This is a genomic window from Actinomadura rayongensis, assembly GCF_009831215.1.
Lineage (GTDB): Bacteria > Actinomycetota > Actinomycetes > Streptosporangiales > Streptosporangiaceae > Spirillospora > Spirillospora rayongensis.
In genome coordinates, this window is record NZ_WUTW01000005.1 from 210,652 (window position 1) to 230,975 (window position 20,324).

Annotated in this window: 11 protein-coding genes; 8 read left to right on the plus strand and 3 right to left on the minus strand. The window is 68.0% G+C overall.

Annotation, left to right across the window (positions count from 1 at the left end; all coding sequences use genetic code 11):
- Positions 1-7: 7 nt before the first annotated feature.
- The 3 genes from GQ466_RS22600 to GQ466_RS22610 form a co-directional block, all read right to left on the minus strand.
- Complete coding sequence (locus GQ466_RS22600; protein ID WP_237418255.1) at positions 8-1,258, minus strand: lipase family protein; 1,251 nt, start codon at positions 1,256-1,258, stop codon at positions 8-10.
- 28 nt (positions 1,259-1,286) lie between these two features.
- Complete coding sequence (locus GQ466_RS30965) at positions 1,287-2,435, minus strand: DUF6801 domain-containing protein (protein ID WP_202420946.1); 1,149 nt, start codon at positions 2,433-2,435, stop codon at positions 1,287-1,289.
- Positions 2,436-2,803: 368 nt separating this feature from the next.
- Positions 2,804-4,033 carry an RCC1 domain-containing protein gene (locus GQ466_RS22610; protein ID WP_161105011.1) on the minus strand — a complete coding sequence of 410 codons (1,230 nt, stop codon included), beginning with the start codon at positions 4,031-4,033 and terminating at the stop codon, positions 2,804-2,806.
- Positions 4,034-4,491: 458 nt separating this feature from the next.
- On the opposite strand from GQ466_RS22610, the gene GQ466_RS22615 reads away from it, so the two are divergent.
- The 8 genes from GQ466_RS22615 (at position 4,492) to GQ466_RS22650 (ending at position 20,129) form a co-directional block, all read left to right on the plus strand.
- Positions 4,492-6,402: a DUF6801 domain-containing protein gene (locus tag GQ466_RS22615; protein WP_161105012.1), complete on the plus strand. Its 1,911-nt coding sequence runs from the start codon at positions 4,492-4,494 to the stop codon at positions 6,400-6,402.
- A 1,105-nt stretch (positions 6,403-7,507) separates the two neighbouring features.
- Positions 7,508-8,722, plus strand: a complete 1,215-nt coding sequence (locus tag GQ466_RS22620; RefSeq protein WP_161105013.1) for a DUF6801 domain-containing protein — start codon at positions 7,508-7,510, stop codon at positions 8,720-8,722.
- A gap of 178 nt (positions 8,723-8,900) precedes the next feature.
- The gene (locus tag GQ466_RS22625) at positions 8,901-11,705 is read left to right on the plus strand and encodes a DUF6801 domain-containing protein (RefSeq protein ID WP_161105014.1); all 2,805 of its coding nucleotides are present in this window, start codon (positions 8,901-8,903) and stop codon (positions 11,703-11,705) included.
- Between the two features lie 238 nt (positions 11,706-11,943).
- Complete coding sequence (locus tag GQ466_RS22630) at positions 11,944-12,477, plus strand: hypothetical protein (RefSeq protein WP_161105015.1); 534 nt, start codon at positions 11,944-11,946, stop codon at positions 12,475-12,477.
- Positions 12,478-12,763: 286 nt separating this feature from the next.
- The gene (locus tag GQ466_RS22635) at positions 12,764-16,402 is read left to right on the plus strand and encodes an RCC1 domain-containing protein (protein WP_161105016.1); all 3,639 of its coding nucleotides are present in this window, start codon (positions 12,764-12,766) and stop codon (positions 16,400-16,402) included.
- Between the two features lie 194 nt (positions 16,403-16,596).
- Positions 16,597-17,646 (plus strand): patatin-like phospholipase family protein, encoded by a 1,050-nt coding sequence (locus GQ466_RS22640; RefSeq protein ID WP_161105017.1) that lies wholly within the window; start codon positions 16,597-16,599, stop codon positions 17,644-17,646.
- A gap of 11 nt (positions 17,647-17,657) precedes the next feature.
- Positions 17,658-19,865 carry a protein kinase domain-containing protein gene (locus GQ466_RS22645; RefSeq protein WP_161105018.1) on the plus strand — a complete coding sequence of 736 codons (2,208 nt, stop codon included), beginning with the start codon at positions 17,658-17,660 and terminating at the stop codon, positions 19,863-19,865.
- 48 nt (positions 19,866-19,913) lie between these two features.
- A complete protein-coding gene (locus tag GQ466_RS22650) occupies positions 19,914-20,129 on the plus strand; it encodes a hypothetical protein (RefSeq protein ID WP_161105019.1) in 216 nt (71 codons plus the stop codon).
- Positions 20,130-20,324 lie beyond the last annotated feature (195 nt).

Genomic DNA, 20,324 nt, shown 5'->3' on the forward strand with positions numbered 1-20,324 from the left:
CCCGGCGTCAGCAGTTCGACGTCGCGGGCTTGCCGTCCAGCCGGTCCTGGAGGAAGGCGAGCGCGGACTCGTTGCCCCGGTAGACCAGCGTGATGTGGCTCAGGTCGTCGTAGGTCTTCCACGTCTCCTGCACGCCGAGCGCGCAGTACTTGTCGTGGAGCCGGGACGCCTGGGAGAACGCCACGATCTCGTCCGCCTTCGAGTGGTACTGGAACACCGGCACCTTGATCGCGGTGCTGCCCAGCCGGTTCTCGACGGCCCGGCCGCTCCAGCTCGGGTCGCCGAGCGGGCTGCTGGTGAAGATGTCGTCGACGGTCAGCTTCTGGTAGTTCGTGATGAGTTCCAGCGTGCAGTCGTTCTGCGGCATGTTCTGGACGAGCGTGCGCCCCTTGTCGGTCAGCAGCTCGTCGAACGGCAGCTCGGGGTAGGCGTTCTTCAGCCCGATCAGGGCGTACAGCATGAACCCGAACATCGGGGAGCCGTCCAGGTTGAGCGCCACCGCGACGATGTCGCCGGGCACGCCGCCGCCGCTGACGCCGATCAGCTTCAGCTCGGGCGCGTACTCGGGCTGCTGCTGCGCCGCCCACATGACCGCGCCGCCGCCCTGCGAGTAGCCGTGGAACAGCACCTTGGCGTCCTTGGACAGCCCGGCCTCGGGCAGGCGCTGCGCGGCGCGCACGGCGTCGAGCACCGCGTGGCCGAGCGCCTTGCCGGTCATGTAGCTGGTCGTCGGGTCCTTGTGGTAGCCCTCGTAGTCGGGGACGGCCACCGCCCACTTGCGCTTCAGCAGCTCGTTGAGCATGGCCTGCTCGTAGAAGCTGCCGGAGTCGATCATCTTGGACGGGGCGCACCGGAACGCGGGCCCGGACGTGCCGGGCGCGAACGCGACGATCGGCGCCTTCGCCGGGTCGACGCCCTTGGGCACGAGGACGGTCCCGGTCACGGCGTTGGGCTTCCCGTCGGCGGTCGTCGACAGGAACATGACCTCCCACGCGTTCGCCAGGGAACGCGCGGTCGGCGGACCGGCCTTCGACGGGCGCGCCCTGATGACGTCGCCCGGCGCACCCGCGGGAAGCGGCGACGGCGGGGTGTAGAAGTCGTCGCCGGGCGGGGCGGCGTCGAAGGGCGCGCGGCCGGGCGCCGCGGACGCGGGGGCGCCGGGCGCGACGAACAGCGCGGCCACCATCAGCAGCGCGACGGCGAGCGCCGTCCGCCGTGCGCCGGCCCGCCGGACGCGGACGTTCGCGAAGATTCTCATGACTCTGCCGAATCCTTTGAGCGGGCCACTACGGCGCGGCGGTCAGGGAGAGGGTGTTGCCCGGACCGGCGGTGACGGCGCTGAGGATCGACGTCAGCATCCCGCAGTCCTGGAGCTTGGGCAGCGTGTACGTGCCGGTGAGCTTGCCGCCGGACGCCCTGTCGAACGGGTCCGAGGCCAGCCCGATCTGCGCCGGGGCGGCCGTGCGGCAGTCCGGCCCGCCGCCGATCTCCAGGCCGAACACCTTCACCGACGGCACGCTGACCGGCACCGCGGACGTCGTCGTCAGCTTCGCGGCCGACAGCGTCCCGGTCGCCGGGACGGCCGGGCCGAACGCCACGTCGAAGTTCGCCGGAAGGAAGCCGAACAGCTTGAACGGCACCGCGCTCTTGTCCAGCGCCAGCGTGCCCGTCAGCTTTCCGGCCGCGTCGAAGCCCGTCGTGAGCGCGCCGGTGAGCGGGACGGTCACGCCCGCCGCCTTGACGCGCGTGGAGCCCTTGAGCTTGAACACGGCGGCGGGTTCTTCCTTGCCGACGACGTCGAACTCGGCGAGCACGTTGTTCTGCCCGGGGTCCTGCGTGCATTCGGACTCGAACGGACCGAGGCCGCTCTCGCCGCCGTCCTTGAGCTTGGCGCTCAGCGACAGCACGAGGTCGCCCACCGCGATCGTGCCGTGTCCCGCCTTGGTGAAGGTGAGCGAGGGCGCGTTGCCGTGCACGTTCACCGGGAACTCGCCGGACTCGGGGATCGCGCTCTTGTCGAGCGCCATCGTCACGCCGAGCGGGGAGCCGTCCGGGTGGTCCGGGGACGTCACCGTCGCGGTGGCGAGCGCGGAGCCCTCCAGCGTCTCGCCGTAGACGGCGCGCAGGCCCTTGGTCGCGCCCGCGTTCACCGTCGCCACCGCCTGGACGGCGAACTTCGGCGTCCCCTCGCCGGCCGGGAACGTCTTCGGGATCTCGGCGTCGATCTTCACGCTCAACGGCTGCTTCCCGATGAGCGGATACGCGCACTGGTACTTCAGGGTCAGCGACACCGCCTGCCCCGCGTCGGCCGGGGCACCGGCGGCCCGCGCGAGCCCGACGCCGCCGCCGGGCGGTGCGCCGACGCCCGCGAAGGCACCGCCGATCGCCAGGGCCGCGCCCGCTGCCAGGGCAAACCCCGTCCTGGTCCGTTTCATGGCACCCTCGCCTCTTCGTCTCACCCGGTGGGAGACACCGATCACCCGGTCACGGCCGCTGCCGCGCGGGACCCGCCGGGCGCCGAACCGGCGAGTTCCTCCGAGGCCGCTTCCACGCCGCCGTCCGGAAGTTTCGTGGAGGCAAAGGTACTTGTCAGTCAGGCAAAACTTCATCGCGTCGCCGTGACAACTTGCCCCACGAACTCGCGCACACGCCACGGGTTGCGCTACGGCCGATCACGGGGGTCGCGCCCCGGCGGCCCGGCTCCCTGCGTCACTCCGGAGCAATCAGCCCGCGAGGGCTGTCGTCCGCCGACAAGTTCACCGTCCCGCCGGGGCACGGCATCAGAAGAGGACGAGCCGCACCATCACCCCACGCGCTGCACGTACGTCGGCGTGGGATGGTCGACCGTGTCCCCAGTGCCGAGTTCGCCGGAGGAGTTATTGCCCCATGCGCGCGGCACCGCGCCGGACTGCACGCTCAGCGCGTGGAACTTCCCCGCAGCGATGACCGTGTTGCTGAAGTTCTCGCCGGCGAGCGGCGTGGGGCTCAGCGCGTAGGAAGTAGTGCCGGTCCCGAGTTGGCCGTACGAGTTGGCTCCCCATGCGAAGCGGTTGTTAGCGGGCGCGGCTGCACTGGTGACCGCTGTGCTGTACCGGTATACGGCGGAGATCCCGACGACGTTCGCCAGGCCGGGGACCGTGACCGGCGACAGGCGATTGGTGGTCGTCCCGTCACCGATTTGGCCGGAGCCGTTCCAGCCCCACGCCTTGACGGTCCCATCGGAGGTCAACGCCACGGAGTGGTAGTCCCCCGCCGCGACCTGCGTGACGCCGGACAGGCCCGGCACCGTGTGCGGGGAGCATGAAGCGGTGGTGTCGCCGGTGCCGAGCTGCCCGTAATTGTTGCTGCTTCCCCATGCTTGGACGGTGCCGTCGGCCTTGAGCGCCAGATAGTGGCTGTAACCGAGGGCGACCGCGCGTGGAGTGGTCGCCAGGCCGGTCACTCCCGCCACCGTGACCGGCGTGCTGCTGTTCGAGCAGTTCGCGTTTTTGGCGCCCCAGGTTTTGGCGGTGCCGTCCGCCAGGACCACCACGACCGCGCCGAGGTTGGCAACGCTGACGGACACGGCATTGGTGATGCCGGGAACCTGTGTCGGAACGTGGAGCTCGGTTTCGGGGTCGAGACCGAGACCGAGCTCACCATTCAGGTTGGAGCCCCACGTCCACACCGTGCCGTCCTGCTTGACGGCCACAGCGGTCGTCGTACCGGCAGCCACCGCCTTGACCCGCGTTAAGCCCTTCACCTTGACGAACACGTTCGAGCCGAAGCTCGTGCTGCCGATTCCCAGCTCACCCCAGAGGTTGTCTCCCGCCGCGTAGACCTCGTTGAATCCAGTGGCGTCCGGAGCGGTTGCCATCAGGCTGAAGTAGGTGCCCATCGCAGCGGCACCCGGCACCGGATTGCCCCATGGGGTCGGTGTCAGGGCGGACGCGGAGGCGGCGATTCCGCTGACCGTCGCCGCCGTCGCGACGATCCCGGCCAGGCCCGCGCGCAACACCGTCCTGCGCTTGCCCTTCACGACTTGTTCCACCATGTCGAGGCTTCCTTCCGAGAGAACGGGAGAGTCGTTCCGACTCGCGTCCGCACTTACGGTAAAGCCCTCTGACAACCTTGTGGGCGGCCCGTTTCGGCCAGATCATCTTTCGCGCGACCGTTGAGCAGTACGCTGAGCCCGACGGCTTCTGGAGGCCTCTCCGAAACGGCGTTTGCTCACTTGGTGACAACTATCGCTCGGCCGCAGTTGGCCGGGCGAGCAATGTGCCGCTGTTTGTGTTATCGGATGACAAGCTCCTGTAGGCGGGTACTCGCCCGTTGTTAGAATAGGCCGGATCTCGACCCCTCCACTTTCGTGAGGCTCAGGTCACTCCCTACGCTCGGCAACATCCGGTTTCCCGTGCCCGTCGTCGAGCGACCGGAGGTCGGGACGCGCCCATGGCGCTCGATGCCCATGGAGGCCGCACCCAGCCTCGGCGGAACTAGGAGAGGCAGCACTTGGACGCCAAGATCACTTTCAAGCGGCTGAAGCCCGCCTGGGCCCTGGCCACTACCGCGGTGCTGGCGGGCGCTCTCTCCACTGCCGTCAGCCTCGGCGGATCACCGGCCGCGCAGGCCGCTCCGGACGCGGTGACGCTGCCGTTCAAGTGCACGTTCCCGTACATCGGCGAGCAAGAGCTGAGCATGAACATCAAGCTGCCCGACCTCTACTCGCAGATCGTGCCGGATCACAACGAATCACCGGATTACGTGCACATCGACGCGGTGGCGACGATCAACGCGAAGACCACCCAGGGACTTCGCCTGCTCGACGCGGCTTCCCTGGAGGGCGCCGCCAACGCCAAGGCGGGCGTGTTGGTGCCCGGTAGAGACAAGCCCATCACGGCGAACGCACATCCGGCCATCGCAAAGACCCCGGTCCCGCCATCCGGGTCGTTCAAGGTCCATGCAACGGGCCAGATCACGGCTCCGTTCGCATCTGAAGCCGGCAAGGGCAAGATCACGCTCGACTCGCTGTCGTTGACGGTCAAGCTCCGGAAGGCGGATGGCGGCCTGACCGACCTCGGCGACACGTTCGACACGCAGTGCACGCAGAGCAGTGGAAGCAACGTCCTGGCCGAGTTCGACGTCATCGAGTCCGACAAGCAGCCCCCGACGAAGCCCGGCAAGCCGACTGTCGTCCAGTCCGGTAAGACCGCCTACCTGTCGTGGAGCAAGTCGACCGACGACCACGGCATCGTCGCCTACAGGATCCTGAACGACGGCAAGGAGATCGACAACCCCGACGACCCGTTGGGGGGGAAGGTCGGCTCATTCGGCGACGTCGCCACGACGACCATGCCGGTGGAGCCGGGCAAGAGCTACAACCTGAGCGTGAAGGCCTTCGACGCCGGAGACAACTCCTCCGAGTCCGAGCCGGTCGCGTTCAAGGCCGGGCCGGACGCGCCGGAGAAGTCGCCGCCGAGCACGCCGGGCAAGCCGAAGGTGACGGCGGTCGGCGGGACGTGGGCGCGGCTCGAATGGGGGGCGTCGGAGGACAACATCGGCGTCGCCGCCTACGAGGTGTACGCCAAGGAGGGCAACGGCCAGCCGAAGCTCTCCGGCACGTTCCCCGGCACGGACCCGTACGGCTGGGCCGACGGGCTGAAGGCGCAGCACGACTACACGCTGTACGTCCGCGCGAAGGACGAGGCCGGCAACGCCTCTCCGTTCAGCGCGCCCGTCACCGTCCACACCACGGACGGCCCGCCGGACGGCTGCGGCAAGTTCGACGACGCCCCGGCGTCGCAGAAAAGCCGCGGCTGCGTCTACATGTCCGGGTACAACAACCTGAACAAGCTCGACAGCGCGGTGATCGTCAACGACCCGAAGACCGCCACGCACACGAACATCGCCTACCAGGCGACGGCCGACGGCAAGAACATCCACGCGAGCTTCAAGTTCGCCTCGCCGCTGCGCTCGCCGACGACCGTCCTGACGTTCGGCCTCATGCCGACGACGGCGATGATGGAGCTGAAGCAGGTCGGCATCGGGACGCTCGAGGGGATATACCACCCCGAGAACGGCGGCGGCTACGACATGACGGCGAAGGCCAAGGTCATCGCGCGGATCTACGACGCGAAGGCCAACGGCGGGGCGCTCAACGTCGGGCCGTCCTGCCAGAGCAGCAAGCCGATCGACCTGACGCTGACCGCCAAGCCGACCGAGTACCGCGACATCCTGGTCGGCGGGATCCTGTCGGGGAAGATCGACCTGCCGAGCTTCAGCGGGTGCGGCGGCAAGCGGGAGAACATGAACCGCATCTTCAACGCCGCGATCTCCGGCAAGGGCAACTACGTGAAGATCGTCCAGGGCCCGATCTGCAAGCCCGAGACGACGAACTGCCGCCCGGTCCAGCCGGTGCGCTGACGGCCCGAGACGGCCTGAGGGGACCGTCCCCCGCACGGGGCGGGGACGGTCCCCCGAACCGGACGCCACGGCGTCCGGTTCCATATTTCTTCCGGTGGCCACCGGTTTCTTGTCACTTGGTGCGCCATTTCGCACCCGCCGCGAACAATCTTGTGGTGTCCGTCTCGTCGGCGATAGGGTCAATTGTCGTTGTGACGGTTTCGCCGTCGATGTCGCTGATATGGGGCGAGCGCGCGCAGAGGAACGTTGCACCGGCGACCGCCGGGCCGCGTTCCCCGGCGAACGACCGCGCACCGGACGGCGACGGACGCGGCCGGCGGGTTCCGCGGCCGGGGACGATACACCCGGCCGGGAAGGTGGGACGCCTGTGAAGCAGGGTATCGGAATTGCGGTACACGCCGGGCGGGACCGCCCGGAAAGCCGCGAGAAAGAGAACTCCGGCCCACCGGGCCCGAGCTGCGCGCCGCGACCGAACGTGGTTCACAACGGTTTTCCCACCGCCCCGCACAAAGCGTTCGCGGCATCTCTTCTTTTCCTGCGGGAAATGTCTTTCCGGCAGCGGTCACATCGCTCCCAAGGATGGCCCGTTTTCCCGCCCGGCCCGCCGTACCACGGCTGGCCGGATGCGGGTCCCGTCCCACCGGCGACCACCGCGCCGGCCGGGTCGGCGGCGGCTATAAGAAGACGATAAAGCACGCGCGGAACATGGCGTCGGAAGACAACCTTCCGGCCTGCCGCATCGCGTCGTGTTCGCCGGGTGGCGACTCGTAGTCACCCCGCTGACCTGCGGTCGAACTCTTGGATCGGAGTGAGCCACCCCGGCGTGAAACTTGTCACACCAGTACGATGACGCAGGCCTCACCAGGGGGTAGTTTACGTCCACGAAACGTCGGTGGAAACGGCTCGATGGACGCCTGAGAGACCGCTAGTCGAACCCCCCGTCCAGTCGAATTCCCTCGATTTTCGAAAGCCGCCTGACAGCCAGTCCGCAAACCCGCTCTGACGCGGACAGCCGAGAGTATCGGAGGTGTGCTGGATCTCGGGGGTGATCGAGAGAAAGCAGTACGGCCTCAAGCGGTGCTGTTCCCATCAGAAAGGCATGTGAGTGAACCTCAACAACAAAGGGATCAGGAAGGGTCTGATCCTCAGCGCGGCCACGGGTCTCGCGATCGGCGCCGCGGGCGTCGCGGGTGTCGGCGCGGCTTCGGCGGCCACGGGCGTGCAGGCTGCTGCCACGAAGTCGCTGACCTACAACTGTGCCTACCCGCTCATCGGTAGCCGCCAGGTCAAGATCGACATCGACACGAACGTCCCCGCCAAGCTGGGTGTCGGGCAGTACACCAACGACATCCAGATCAAGTTCAAGGCGACGATCGGCGGCGACACCACCGACGGCCTCAAGGCGATCGGCGGCTCCACGCTCGTCGGCGCCGCCAACGCCAAGGCCGCCGTCACGGGCCCCGGGCAGAACGTCAGCGTGAACGTGAACAACGCGTTCCCCGAGACGAAGATCCCGGACTCCGGCGCGTTCACGCTGGACGGCTACGGCGAGGCCCCGGCCATCGGCTTCGACCAGGCCGGCCACGTCACCGCCGCCCTGAGCTCGATGGAGTTCACCGTCCTCGTCAAGAAGGCGGACAGCTCCCCGGCCGCGCTCGGCGAGTTCAAGGTTCCCTGCACGCTGGCCAGCGGCCAGGACGCGACCATCGTGTCGGCGGACATCGTCCAGGGCGACCAGCCCCTCGGCGACCCGTGGCAGAAGCCGGGCTACTTCCCGTACAAGCCGACCGGCGCCAAGCCGGGCACCCTGAACTACGGCTTCGGCCTCGCCGGCTCGTCGTACATCAAGGGCCCGAACGGCACCGTCCCCATCAACGGCGGCATCAACGTGGCCGTTGACGGCGGCACGGGCGCGATCACCGGCCAGCTCTCCCTGCAGAAGACCAAGGGCATGATGAGCATCCTCGGCTTCCTGCCGGTCGAGGCGACGGTCGACTTCCAGCAGGTGGGCGACACCGTCGGCACCTTCGCCAACGGTCAGATCAAGACCACCTCGACGATGTACATCAAGCTGCCGAGCTTCACGCTCTTCGGCATCCCCCTCGGTGGTGGCGACCAGTGCCGCGCCAAGGACCCCTCGAAGATCCAGATGCAGTCCAACGACGGCGTCTTCTTCAACCCGCTGGTCGGCGGGCCCTTCAAGGCCCCGAACTACTCGATCGCCGAGCTCGAGAACTGCGGCCTGATCAACGGGATCCTCTCCATCTTCGCCTCCCAGTCCGGCAACACCATCGACCTGAAGCTCACCCCGAAGGCCTGATCCAAAGCCCTCGGACGGCTGGTCCTCACAAGCTGGCTCCCGCCTCGATCCCGTTCGCGGCGGGGGCCAGCGGTCTGCCACCTAACAGGAGAGATAAAAAGTGAGACGAAGGACCCGAGCACGTAAGGCCAGAGCCCTCGCGCTCTTGGCCGCGGGCTCCACTGCCCTCACGGGGGTCGTGGGCCTGACGTTCGCGCAGAGCGCGGTGGCGGCGGTGCCGCACGGCGAGCTGACGCTGAACTACCGTTGTGTCTACCCGATGATCGGTGCCCAGGACCTCAAGGTCAACGTCAAGGTCGACGGCATCCCGGACACGGTCAAGACCAACACGACGGTCGCGCCGCTATCGGTGAAGACCACCGACATCGTGAGCGGCGACACGACCACCGGCCTGTTCGCGATGGACGCCAAGTCCCTCGAAGGCTCGGCGGTCGCGGAAGTCAACGGCGTGTTCCCGGACGGGCACACCGAGGACATGCCGACCAACGTCACCATCCCCAAGGTGACGGTGCCGGACACGGGCGACTTCCCGCTGACGGCGGACGGCACCACCCCGCGCGCGATCAACTCGGGCACGGCGAAGGGCTGGGGCCGGGTCAACGTCGGCAACCTGAAGCTGCACGTGGCGCCGAAGAACGCCGCGGGCGAGCTGACGGCGCTGGGCGAGTTCGACGTCCAGTGCTACCAGAAGCCGGGCCAGGACAACCAGATCGCCGCGGTTTACGTCCAGGAGGGTTCCGAGACGGGCGGCGACGCGCCGAACGTCAAGTGGGACCGTCCGACGGCTCCGGAGCCGAAGGCCGACGACCACACGCCGGTCGACGGCAAGCTGAGCGGCCTCACGTTCTCCTGCAAGTTCCCGATCATCAAGCCGCAGGGCCTGAAGGTCGACGCGAGCCTGCCGTACCCGGAGGACATCCACGCGAACACGCTGACCCCGCAGATGAAGGTCAGCTCGGACGCGGAGGTCAACGCCTACACGGTCAACGCGATGCAGACGGTCATCGACCCGCCTGCCGCGTCCCTTGAGGGCTACGCGATCGCGACGGCCAACCTGTGGGCGCCGGAGATCCAGAACGGCCAGACCCCGCTGGCGGCCAAGCTGAAGCTGCCGATCGCCAAGCTGCCGGTCCCCGAGTCGGGCACGCTGCCGATCAAGGGCCTGCTGGGCACCGCCCCGCCGCTGGTCTTCTCCAAGGCCGGCGAGGGCAAGATGGGCGTGCAGCGCCTGGACCTGTACATCGTCCTGCGCGACGCGAACGGGGATCCGCACCCCGACCTGAACCCGGGCGGCAAGCCGTTCCAGGTTCCCTGCACCCTGGACGGGCCGGCGGCGCCTCCCGGCCAGAACAACATCATCCACACCTTCAAGATCACTGACGTGACGTCGCCGGCGGAGGACAAGACGCCGCCGACCGTTCCCGGCACGCCGACCGTGGCCGACATCACCGGCACCACGGCGAACGCGACCTGGGGCGCTTCGAAGGACGAGGACGGCGGCTCGGGCCTCAAGGGCTACAACGTCTTCCTCAACGGCACCAAGTTCGGTGACACCGTCACCGACCCGAAGGTGGCGCTGACCGGGCTGGAAGCGGGCAAGCACTACAAGCTCGAAGTCAGCGCGATCGACAACAAGGGCAACGAGTCCGCGAAGAGCGCGGTCGAGTTCGACACCCCCGCGCCGCCCCAGAAGCCGGGCGCGGTCACGGGTCTCGAAGTGACCAGCACGACCTTCGACTCGGTCTCGCTGAAGTGGAACGCCGCCACGAACGCCGACAAGTACGTCGTGAAGTACGGCGACAAGACGGTGGAAGTCCCGAGCGGCACCACCACGACGATCACGGGTCTCTCCCCGGAGACCAAGTACACCTTCGCGGTGAACGGTGTGAACGCGCAGGGTTCCGGTGACGCGGCCACGGTCGACGCCACCACCCCGGCGAAGCCGATCGACAAGCCGGGCGAGCTCAAGGGCCTGACGGTCGTGGGCACGACCTTCGACTCGGTCACGGTCAAGTGGGACCAGACCGCGGGCGCCGCCAAGTACAAGATCGCGTGGGACGGCGGCTCCGCGGAGACCGCCGACACCACCTACACGATCAAGGGCCTGAACGCGAACACCGCGTACAAGGTCACGGTCACGCCGAACAACACCGCGGGTGACGGCACGGCGGCCTCCGTCGACGCCAAGACCCAGGCCAAGCCCGACACCACGAAGCCCTCGGTTCCGGGTGACGTCAAGGGCACGGCGACCGGCGACAGCGTCGCGCTGACCTGGTCGGCGTCCAAGGACGAGGACGGCGGCTCCGGCCTGGCCGGCTACTACGTCTACCAGAACGGGACCAAGCTTCCCGGCCTGGTGACGGGCACCAGCAAGACCATCAGCGGCCTCGCCGCCGGCAAGTACACGTTCACGGTCTCGGCCGCGGACAAGGCCGGCAACGAGTCCGACCAGAGCGCGGGCACCGACGTCACGGTCGAGACGCCGCCGGCCGGCGGCAGCACGACCTACGCCCTCACCGGCACGTCGGCGATCAAGAGCATCAACGGGACCATCCCGCTGACGGGCTCCGTCACCTCGACCGTCACCGACGGCAAGGTGAGCGCCGACCTGACGCTCGGCGGCAGCGCCGGCAAGTTCTCGCTGTTCGGCTTCCTGCCGGGCACGGTGGACGTCGCCTACGTTCCGCAGGGCAAGACCACGGGCACCCTGGCCGGGACCGCGCTGAGCACGGAGACCAAGACGGTCGTCAAGCTCTCGTCGATCAAGATCTTCGGCCTGGAGATCGCCGGCGGCACGACCTGCCAGACCGCGACGCCCGCCACCGTTCCGCTGAAGTCGTCCAACTTCGGCCCGAACGGCGGCGACCTGAGCGGCACGTTCACCCTTCCGGCCCTCCAGGGCTGCGGTTTCCTGAACCCGCTCGTCAGCGCTCTCGCTGCCGGCCCGGGCAACACGGTCACCCTGAAGGCCGTCAAGAAGTGACCTACGGTCATGGCTGACATGTCGTAGACAGAGCCCCCGCCGCCGCCTCCAGCGGCGGCGGGGGTTCGCCGCATCCGGGGGCTTCCCCCGGCGGCGGGCGGCGGCCCCGGCCGCCGCGCATATCGTGTAGTGAAATCTTCCACCGCCGTTCCGGGCGGCTTTCCGGGACGGCGCCGCTGGATCGTCCCCCAAGCTGTGAGTCCGCGCGACCATCACAGCGTGCCCAAGGAGAATGAACATGGTCCGACGCGTGATCGGTGGAATCGCGCTGGCCGGCGTGATGGTCGTTTCGGCGGCCGGGTGCGGTGGCGGCGACGACAAGAAGTCGGGCCCCGAGCTGGCCTGGGCCGGAAAGGTGTGCTCCTACCTGAAGGCGGACACCGCGAAGGTCCCGATGCCGGGCCTGGACGCCAAGAACGCCAAGGAGGCCAAGGACTCCATGCTGACGTTCATGAACACCATGAAGACCCGGCTCGCGACCCAGCAGCGCAACCTGGAGACGGCCGGGACGCCCCCGGTGTCCTCCGCGAAGCCCGCCTACAACACGGCGCTGGCCAATCTCGCCAAGATCCAGACCCAGCTGACCTCCGCGATCAGCACGCTGGACAAGGCCAAGGTCACCGACTCCAAGTCGCTGACCAAGGCCCTCAGCCCCTACAGCCAGCAGCTCGCGCAGTTCAGCGGGTACCAGGGCCCCGTGAAGGACCTGTCCACCAACGCGGAGCTGAACACCGCGTTCAAGGACGCTCCGCAGTGCTCGGGCCTCGCCTGACCGCCTGATTCCCCCGGTCGCCTCCGCCTCCCGGCTCGTCCGAGCCGGGAGGCGTTCGTGTTTCTCGGGCGCGCCGCCTCCGACGTATTTCTTGACACTTTCCGACAAGATCAACAAACTTGCCGGAAAGCAAGGGCACCGCCCGGTAATCTTCGCCACTTGACCTGCGAAGACAACGGTCTAACGTAATGGCGCTTCCCCCAAAAGATGCCACTACAGGAGGCCGAGTTTGTCCTCTCCCCCCGTCATCGAACCATCACGGAAAAGTAGGCGCGGGCCGCTTGCCGTGCTCGCCGCGCTGGCCCTCGTCGCGTCCGGCCTCGCGGCCCCCGGCGCCGCCGCCGATCCACAGCCGAGACTGAAGCCGCTCTACGACCTTTCCCGGGAGAAGGGCAGGCCGGGCACCAAGGGCCCGCTGCCCAAGGGCTTCTCCCAGACGAGCCTGAACGTCAAGTTCCGCACGGACCGGACCGTGCGCCTGCGCGACGGGAAACTCGTCGCCGCGAACCAGGACGACACCCGGCAGATCCAGCGCGTCCTCGCCGACTTCCCGGGAGCGACGATCCGTCGGCTGGCGATCGGGTCGGAGCAGAAGGTCGCGGACCAGCGAGCCAAGGTGGAGAAGCGCACCGGCCAGGAGAGCCCGGATTTCAACTCCTGGTACTCCGTCCTCGCGCCCGCCGGAATCGAGAAGCTTCTCGGCCGCCTGAACGCCCTGCCCTCCGTCGAGATCGCCGAGGCCGCGCCGAAGGCCAAGGCCGTATCCGAACCGCTCCGTCCGTTCCAGCGTTACCGAAATGCGGTCGGCGCCGCCGGGGGCACCGGCATCGAGGCGGACGCGATCAACGGTGTTCCCGGTGGCAAGGGCGACGGCATCACCGTGGGCGACAGCGGTCCCGGCGCAGACGCCGTCCTGACGGCCACACTCGGTCCCGGGCACCTCACGGTGGGCACCAGGCACACCGCGATCGTGGCGCCCGAGTTCGACGGCGATCTGGTCTGGACGTGGGGCGACAACACTCACGGCCAGCTCGGCACCGGCACCACGACCAACAGCGCCTATCCCGTCCGCGTTCCCGGCCTGGTCAACGTGGTCGCCGTCGCGGCGGGCGGCGACTACACGCTCGCGTTGAAGGACGACGGCACGGTGTGGGCCTGGGGCGACAACGCCCACGGCCAGCTCGGCGACGGCACCACGACCGAGCGGCACACACCCGTCCAGGTCAGCGGCATCACCACCGCGAAGGCCATCGCCGCCGGGCCCGGCGGCCACGCCCTCGCCGTCCTGGCCGACGGCACCGTCCGGGCGTGGGGCGCCAACGGCTCCGGGCAGCTCGGCAACGGAACCACGACCGAAAGCCATATCCCGGTCACGGTCAGCGGCCTGTCCGGTGTCGCGACCACCGCCGGGGCGATCAGCGCGGGCACCGTCCACTCCCTGGCGGTCAAGACCAACGGCACCGTGGTCGCCTGGGGCGGGAACGGCTTCGGGCAGCTCGGCAACGGAACCACCACCGGCAGCACCACGCCGGTCACCGTCTCGGGGTTGAGCACGGCCACCCAGGTCAGCGCCGGCACCGGGCACAGCATCACCCGGCTCGCGGACGGGACGGTCCGCACCTGGGGCCTCAACGGTTCCGGCCAGCTCGGCAACGGATCCACCACCAGCAGCTCGACGCCCGTCGCCGTCGCCGGGCTGAGCGGGATCGCCTCGGTCGCAGGAGGCGGCAACACCAGCGCCGCTGATGGGGCCTCGTCCTACATGTGGGGCGCGAACAGCGCCGGGCAGTACGCGGACGGCACCACCACCGGCCAGAACACACCGGCGCTTCTCTCCGGGCGCTGGGACGCGACCGCCGTCGGCACCTGGCACGCCGTGCACACCAGGTCGGCGAGCGTTTACGCCTCGGGATCGAATACGGCCGGGCAACTCGGTACCGGAAACACGAACAACTCCACCTTCATCGTCGGCATCTACGACAGGAAGAACATCTGGAACCTGTGTCACGAGGAGTTCACCGGACGCCCGGGCGGCGCTCCGGTCAACGTCCTTCCTCTCGTCGGGCCCGCGTGCAACAGCAGGTACGACGCCATGCACGGCACGAGCACGCTGGGCATCATCGCGGCCGACGACGGCAACGGAAAGGGCATCTCAGGGCTTGTGCCGAACGCTGGAATCCAGCTCTCGACATCGAACGACCTCGCCGCCGCGGCGGCGGCGCTCAATGCCGGCGACGTCCTGGACCTCGAATGGGGCATCTACAACTCCGCCGGGGACGGACTCGATCCGGCGGAGGCGAGCACCTACTACTACCAGGTGATCCTCGGCGCGGTGCAGCGCGGCGTGAGCGTCATCGAACCGGCCACCAACGAGGGCATCGACCTCGACGATCCGAGCGATCCGGGCGGTGCCGCCGTCATGGCACGCCCCGACTCGGGCGCGATCATGGTCGGTGCGGGGGCTCCGCCCCGTCCGTCCGGCGCCGACTGCCCCGGTCCCTCCGCGCCTGCCGAACGGTCGAAGCTCGATTTCTCGGACTACGGTTCGCGGGTCAACGTGCAGGCCTACGGCGAGTGCGCCGCGACCACGGGCGTGGATGCGGCGAATGACCTGACGCCGACCGAGACGGACCCGAACAGGCAGTACTGGTACTTCAGCGGCACGTCCAGCGCCACCCCGATCGTCGCGGGAGCCGTCGCCGCGCTCCAGGGCATCGCGAAGAAGTACGGCACGCCGCTCGAACCCCGGCAGCTACGGCAGTTGCTCGTTCAGACCGGAACGCCGCAGACCGGTGACACGAGCAAGCACATCGGGCCACAGCCGAATCTGCGGGCGGCTGTGAGTTATCTGCGGGGTGGGCTTGCTGTGGGGAACAGTCATGGGGTCTCGGTGCGGAATGACGGGAGCGTGTGGGCCTGGGGGCTCAACTCCAGTGGGCAGCTCGGGAACGGGACCACCGTCAACAGCACCTCGGGGGTGCAGGTCTCCGGGTTGAGCGGGGTCGTGCGGGCGCCCGGGGCTGTTGCGGCCGGGCAGAACCACTCGCTGGCCGTTCGGGGCGATGGGACTGTCTGGGCTTGGGGGGCCAACGGGTCTGGGCAGCTCGGGAACGGGACCACCGCCAATAGTTCTGTGCCTGTTCAAGTGAGCGGGTTGAGCGGGGTCAAGGCGGTTGCGGCGGGGCTCAGTTTCTCGCTCGCGCTCAAGAGTGATGGGACCGTTTGGGCTTGGGGGGCTAATGCCTCTGGGCAGCTTGGGAACGGGACCACTACCGGGAGTTCTACGCCGGTTCAGGTCAGTGGGATCAGTGATGCCGCCGTCATCGGGGCGGGGTCCTCGCATGGGCTCGCGGTTCGGGCGGACGGGACCGTCAAGGCCTGGGGTGCCAACTCCAACGGGCAGCTCGGGAACGGGGCCAACACCAACAGCAGTGCGCCTGTCACGGTGTCCGGGTTGAGCGGGGTTTCCACGTGGGCCGGGGCGCTTGCGGGTGGGTTCGCTCATTCCGTCGCGCTGCTCGCGGACGGGACCGTCCGGGCCTGGGGGCTCAACAATTATGGGCAGCTCGGGAACGGGTCCACTGCGTCCAGCAATATTCCGGTCGCCGTCAGCGGGCTCAGCGGTGTCGCGACGGTTGGGGCCGGTGGTTGGCACAGTGTCGCTTCCGGTACGTCCGGGGTTTCCACGGCTTGGGGGATGAACACCAGCGGGCAGCTCGGGGACGGGTCCACCACGAGCAGTTCCACGCCCGTCGTCGTCAGCGACTGGGGGCCGCTCGCGGGTGTCGCGGCCGGCGGGAGTTCCACGACCGGGACCACCCCGGCCGGGATCGTGTTCGCCTGGGGGCTCAACTCCTCCGGGCAGCTCGGGGACGGGACGACCACCAATCGCAGTACACCCGTCTTCGTCAACGATCTTCCGTGACGTGGACGGGTTGAGCGGGCGTTCCTGAGGACGTCCGATGGCGCCTCCCGGCTCGTGCGAGCCGGGAGGCGTCGTCGTCGTGGTCGGAGATGGCTGGTGGAACGGCTTATGGTCACTCACCAGAATCCCGGTTTCGGACGACCCCAACGAGACATTGGAAAGAATCACTAAGATCGAATTCGATCCTTGGTAAGATGCGGCAAAGAAATTCCGAGACCTCGGGTGTCGCCTTGTCTCAGGGAAAAGATGTCCTGGCCGTACTGAACGAACGCCGCGATTCGGGCAGTAAGCCCGGCATGCGGTCCGATAAGTACCGTATCGCCTTGGCTGTCGAGGGCGGCGGCATGCGCGGGCTGATCTCCGGTGCCATGCTCACGGCGGTTCGGGAGCTCGGTTACGGCGATTGTTTCGACGCCGTGTACGCGTCGTCCGCCGGAGCGATCAACAGCGCCTACTTCGTCGCGGGAGACGACTGGCCCGCGCTCGTCGTCTACTATGACGAGCTGGTCGGGAAAGAGTTCTACGACCGTCGCCGTGTCCTGCGCGGGCAGTCGGCGCTCTCGCTCGACTTCGTCCTGGACGAGGTGATGGAACACCGCCATCCCCTCGACTACCGAAAAGTCATCGACTCTCCCGTGCAACTCTGCGTCCTCGTGACGTCCATCCATTCTCTGACGCCCATGGCGATGCGCGGGTTCAGCGGCAAGGGGGCGCTGAAAAGCGCGCTGCGCGCCAGTGCCTGCATTCCGCTGCTCGCGGGTCCGGGCGTCTCGATCGGGGACGACATGATGATGGACGGCTCGCTCGTCCTCGCCCACCCAGTGCTCGCCGCGGAAAAGGACGGCTTCACCCACGCGCTGGTCATCAGGACCCGGATGAGAGAAAAAGCGACCCGGCCCGGCGCCGGCGTCAAACTCACCGCGCTCGCGCTCAACCGGGTCGCGGCCGGACTGGGAACGGCCTACGCGTCCGCCCTGGCGGATTATGACGACCTGCGGCTCCGTCTCGCCCGCGACGACGCCACCGGGGATCCTCCGTTCCCCATGATGGAGATCGCCTGCCACACGGGCAGCCACGCCGTGTCGAGGCTCACGCGCGACCGCGGAGTTCTGTTCGCGGGAATGCGAGCCGGATACGACGCCGCCTACACCGCGCTCACGGGAACCGCCGCGCCCAAGATCTACCTTCGTCCGGCGGTGGATCCCGCGCTTCTCGCCGCGAAAACCGAGACTTTACCCGGCTAGGGGTGGTCGGCGTGGGAGACAGCGTTCCCACTCTCATCGGACGGCTCAACGGATCGGCCTCCGACAACGCCACGCTCGTGCAGCTCGGCGCGCGCACCCATCTGTTCGCCCAGCTCGAACGAGCGTTGCGCCAAACGGCCCTCGATCCCGCGTCCTTTCACTCGCTGTTCGGGATCTCCCGGCCGGCTCTGCTCGCCGGACTCACCAGCGCGTACGCGGAAGTCGGCGAGGTCGTTCCGACGTGGCGGCAGAGCGGCCTGTTACGCGGATTCATCGGCCTCTTTGCGTTGACGCTCGGCCTCTTGGAGGAGATCGACAAGGTCAACTCCCTGACCTCGAGCGACTCCGACCATATCGACCGGCAGGTCACGCGCGATGTGCGCGTTCTGCGCGGGACCCTGTTCCAGGACGAGGCCGTCCGCACGGTCTTCGAGCGGCTTTACCGGTGGAGTTCCCCGGGCGGCTCGGCCCGGCGCGACCTGGCCGAGTCCCAGTGGAACGACCTCGATCTGGAGTCCCTGACGTTCTACCGGAGAGGAACCACGTCGTTCCTGCTCCGGGGGCGGACGAGGCTTCTCAACGACAGCGTCGTCGTCAAGTGCCTCATCTACCCCTACACGGCCATCGCGCCGGTCAGCGAGGAGTGCGAGAACTACCAGGCGAAATACCATTTCGACCAGGCGCGGTTCGTGCCCCGGCTGCGCGCGTCCTCGCCGAAATGGGTCATCATGGACTTCGTCCCGGGGCCGACGTTACGCGAGTACGTGACGGAGCACAGACCCCAGAACCCCGAGTCCGTCACCGTCGATCTCCAGCTGGTCCGCGAAGTCTCGGTGGCGATCCTCACCGCCCTGGACGAACTCGATCGCAACGGCCTGCAGCATCTCGACCTCACCCCTTCCAACATCATCCTCGGCCTCGAGGGTGACCACGTCGATCAGGTGACTCTGATCGACATGGGGAAGAACCATCTCTACAGCCGTTCCGTCGGGCTCCTTGAAGGACCCGAGTCGATCTTCGTCGCGCCGGAGATCAAGCGGGACGGCGCGGGGAACTTCCTGGCCGACATCTATTCACTCGGCCTGGTCGTCTGCTGGCTGGCGGACCGGGCCGGCTTCTCCGGCCCGGTCGTGCCGGACGTGCTCTACCAGCAGTTGCCGCCGCTCGCCCGCTTCATCGACGACATGGTCGATCGCGATCCGCGCAAGCGTCTTCTGCTCGCCGACCAGGAGGAGATCGGGAGTTCCCGGTTCCGGTACATCAAGCAGGCGCTGATCGAGGAAATCGATATTCTGGAGAAGGCCGACCGGGTCAAACCGGCGGACGAGCGCTGGCTGCTCGCCATCGTTGATCTCTATCGTTCGCGCCAGCCCTTCCGGCAGTACCAGATCTGGCACGAGGAGAGGCGCAGGCCCAACCGGCACAGCAGGTACGCCGGATGGCTGCTGGCGTGGTCCGCCGTCTGCGCCGCGAACTGGTATCTGGTGACGGCGGTCGTGTTCATCTGGACGCTGCGCTACTGGGGAGTGGACTCGCTGCCGCCCGCCGCGGACGTCGCCGGCCGCCTGACGGGAGACAAGGGCTTCCCGGTGGTCGACGGCCTTCGAGCCGCCGACTACCAGTTGGGATTCAGCTCCGAGAACGTCCAGACCCTCGTCCTCGCCCTGAGCTTCGGGCTGGTCGCGACCAAGTACTACCAGAGCATCTACGCGAACCTCACGACGCGTTCCCTGCCCGGGATCAAAAGCGCCCTGTGCGAGTTCTTCATGCGCTTCAACTCATGCTGGGTCGGGGGTCCCATCCTCGTCGCCGTCCTGGTCAATCCCGCCTGGTGGCCCTGGTGCGCCGCCATCGGTTACTTCGGCGTGGCGCTCAACGACCTGTTCTCCCATCTGGTGGCCACCGGCGCCATCCGCCGGGGGTCGTCGGAGTTCTCCTCGATTCCGGCGCACACGCGGCATATTCTGCGCAGCCACGGCGAGTGGTGGCGGACCATGACCATGTACTCGCTGCTGTTATTCCTGGTCGCCTACTGCCTGAGCAGGGGCATCATCGGCGACTGGTGGGTCTACGCCGCCGGGATCGCGCTGGTCAACGTCCTGAAGCTCTACATGAGCAACACGTGCCGTCTCGCCCCGCTCACCCGGGGCGCGCTCGCCCGGTCCTTCGCCGCAGGTGAACGCTTGGAGGCCCTGCACAGCAGAGATCGGCGGACATGACCGGCAGAAAAAAGAGGCGCCCCCGTGTTCACTGATGGATTCAGGAACATGGGGTACCCGATCGCCCTGCCGTCCGGGCACCGTCGCTACCCCGCCGAGGAGATCCACCGCCTCCTCCAGACCGGCGACCCCACCGCGGACGCGCCCGACCCGGAGCCCGAGCCGAGCCCGCGCGCCCGTGCCGTCCTGCACAGCGTCATCCGCACCTACGTCGGGGGCGACGCCACCGCCGCCATCAAGGCGCTGCGCACCGACCTGAACTGACCGTCCGGGCCTCCCGGCCGCACGGCGCGCGGCCGGGAGGTGCCGCGCATGTGATTCAAACAACTGTTCGTGTCCACTTCTGGACTGATCATTTTCATCAATTCCAACTAACGTGTCAATCTGGCGGACCAGCATCTTTCCGTGACGGGACGACCACAGATTCATCCGCCGGGACGTAAAACGCCCTGACGTGAG

What these genes read in the sequence shown, in the direction of transcription:
- GQ466_RS22610 (WP_161105011.1), bottom strand. Translation starts at nt 4,033, where the DNA reads ATGGTGGAACAAGTCGTGAAGGGCAAGCGCAGGACGGTGTTGCGCGCG.
- GQ466_RS22650 (WP_161105019.1), top strand. Translation starts at nt 19,914, where the DNA reads ATGGGGTACCCGATCGCCCTGCCGTCCGGGCACCGTCGCTACCCCGCC.
- GQ466_RS22630 (WP_161105015.1), top strand. Translation starts at nt 11,944, where the DNA reads ATGGTCCGACGCGTGATCGGTGGAATCGCGCTGGCCGGCGTGATGGTC.
- GQ466_RS30965 (WP_202420946.1), bottom strand. Translation starts at nt 2,435, where the DNA reads ATGAAACGGACCAGGACGGGGTTTGCCCTGGCAGCGGGCGCGGCCCTG.
- GQ466_RS22600 (WP_237418255.1), bottom strand. Translation starts at nt 1,258, where the DNA reads ATGAGAATCTTCGCGAACGTCCGCGTCCGGCGGGCCGGCGCACGGCGG.
- GQ466_RS22640 (WP_161105017.1), top strand. Translation starts at nt 16,597, where the DNA reads ATGCGGCAAAGAAATTCCGAGACCTCGGGTGTCGCCTTGTCTCAGGGA.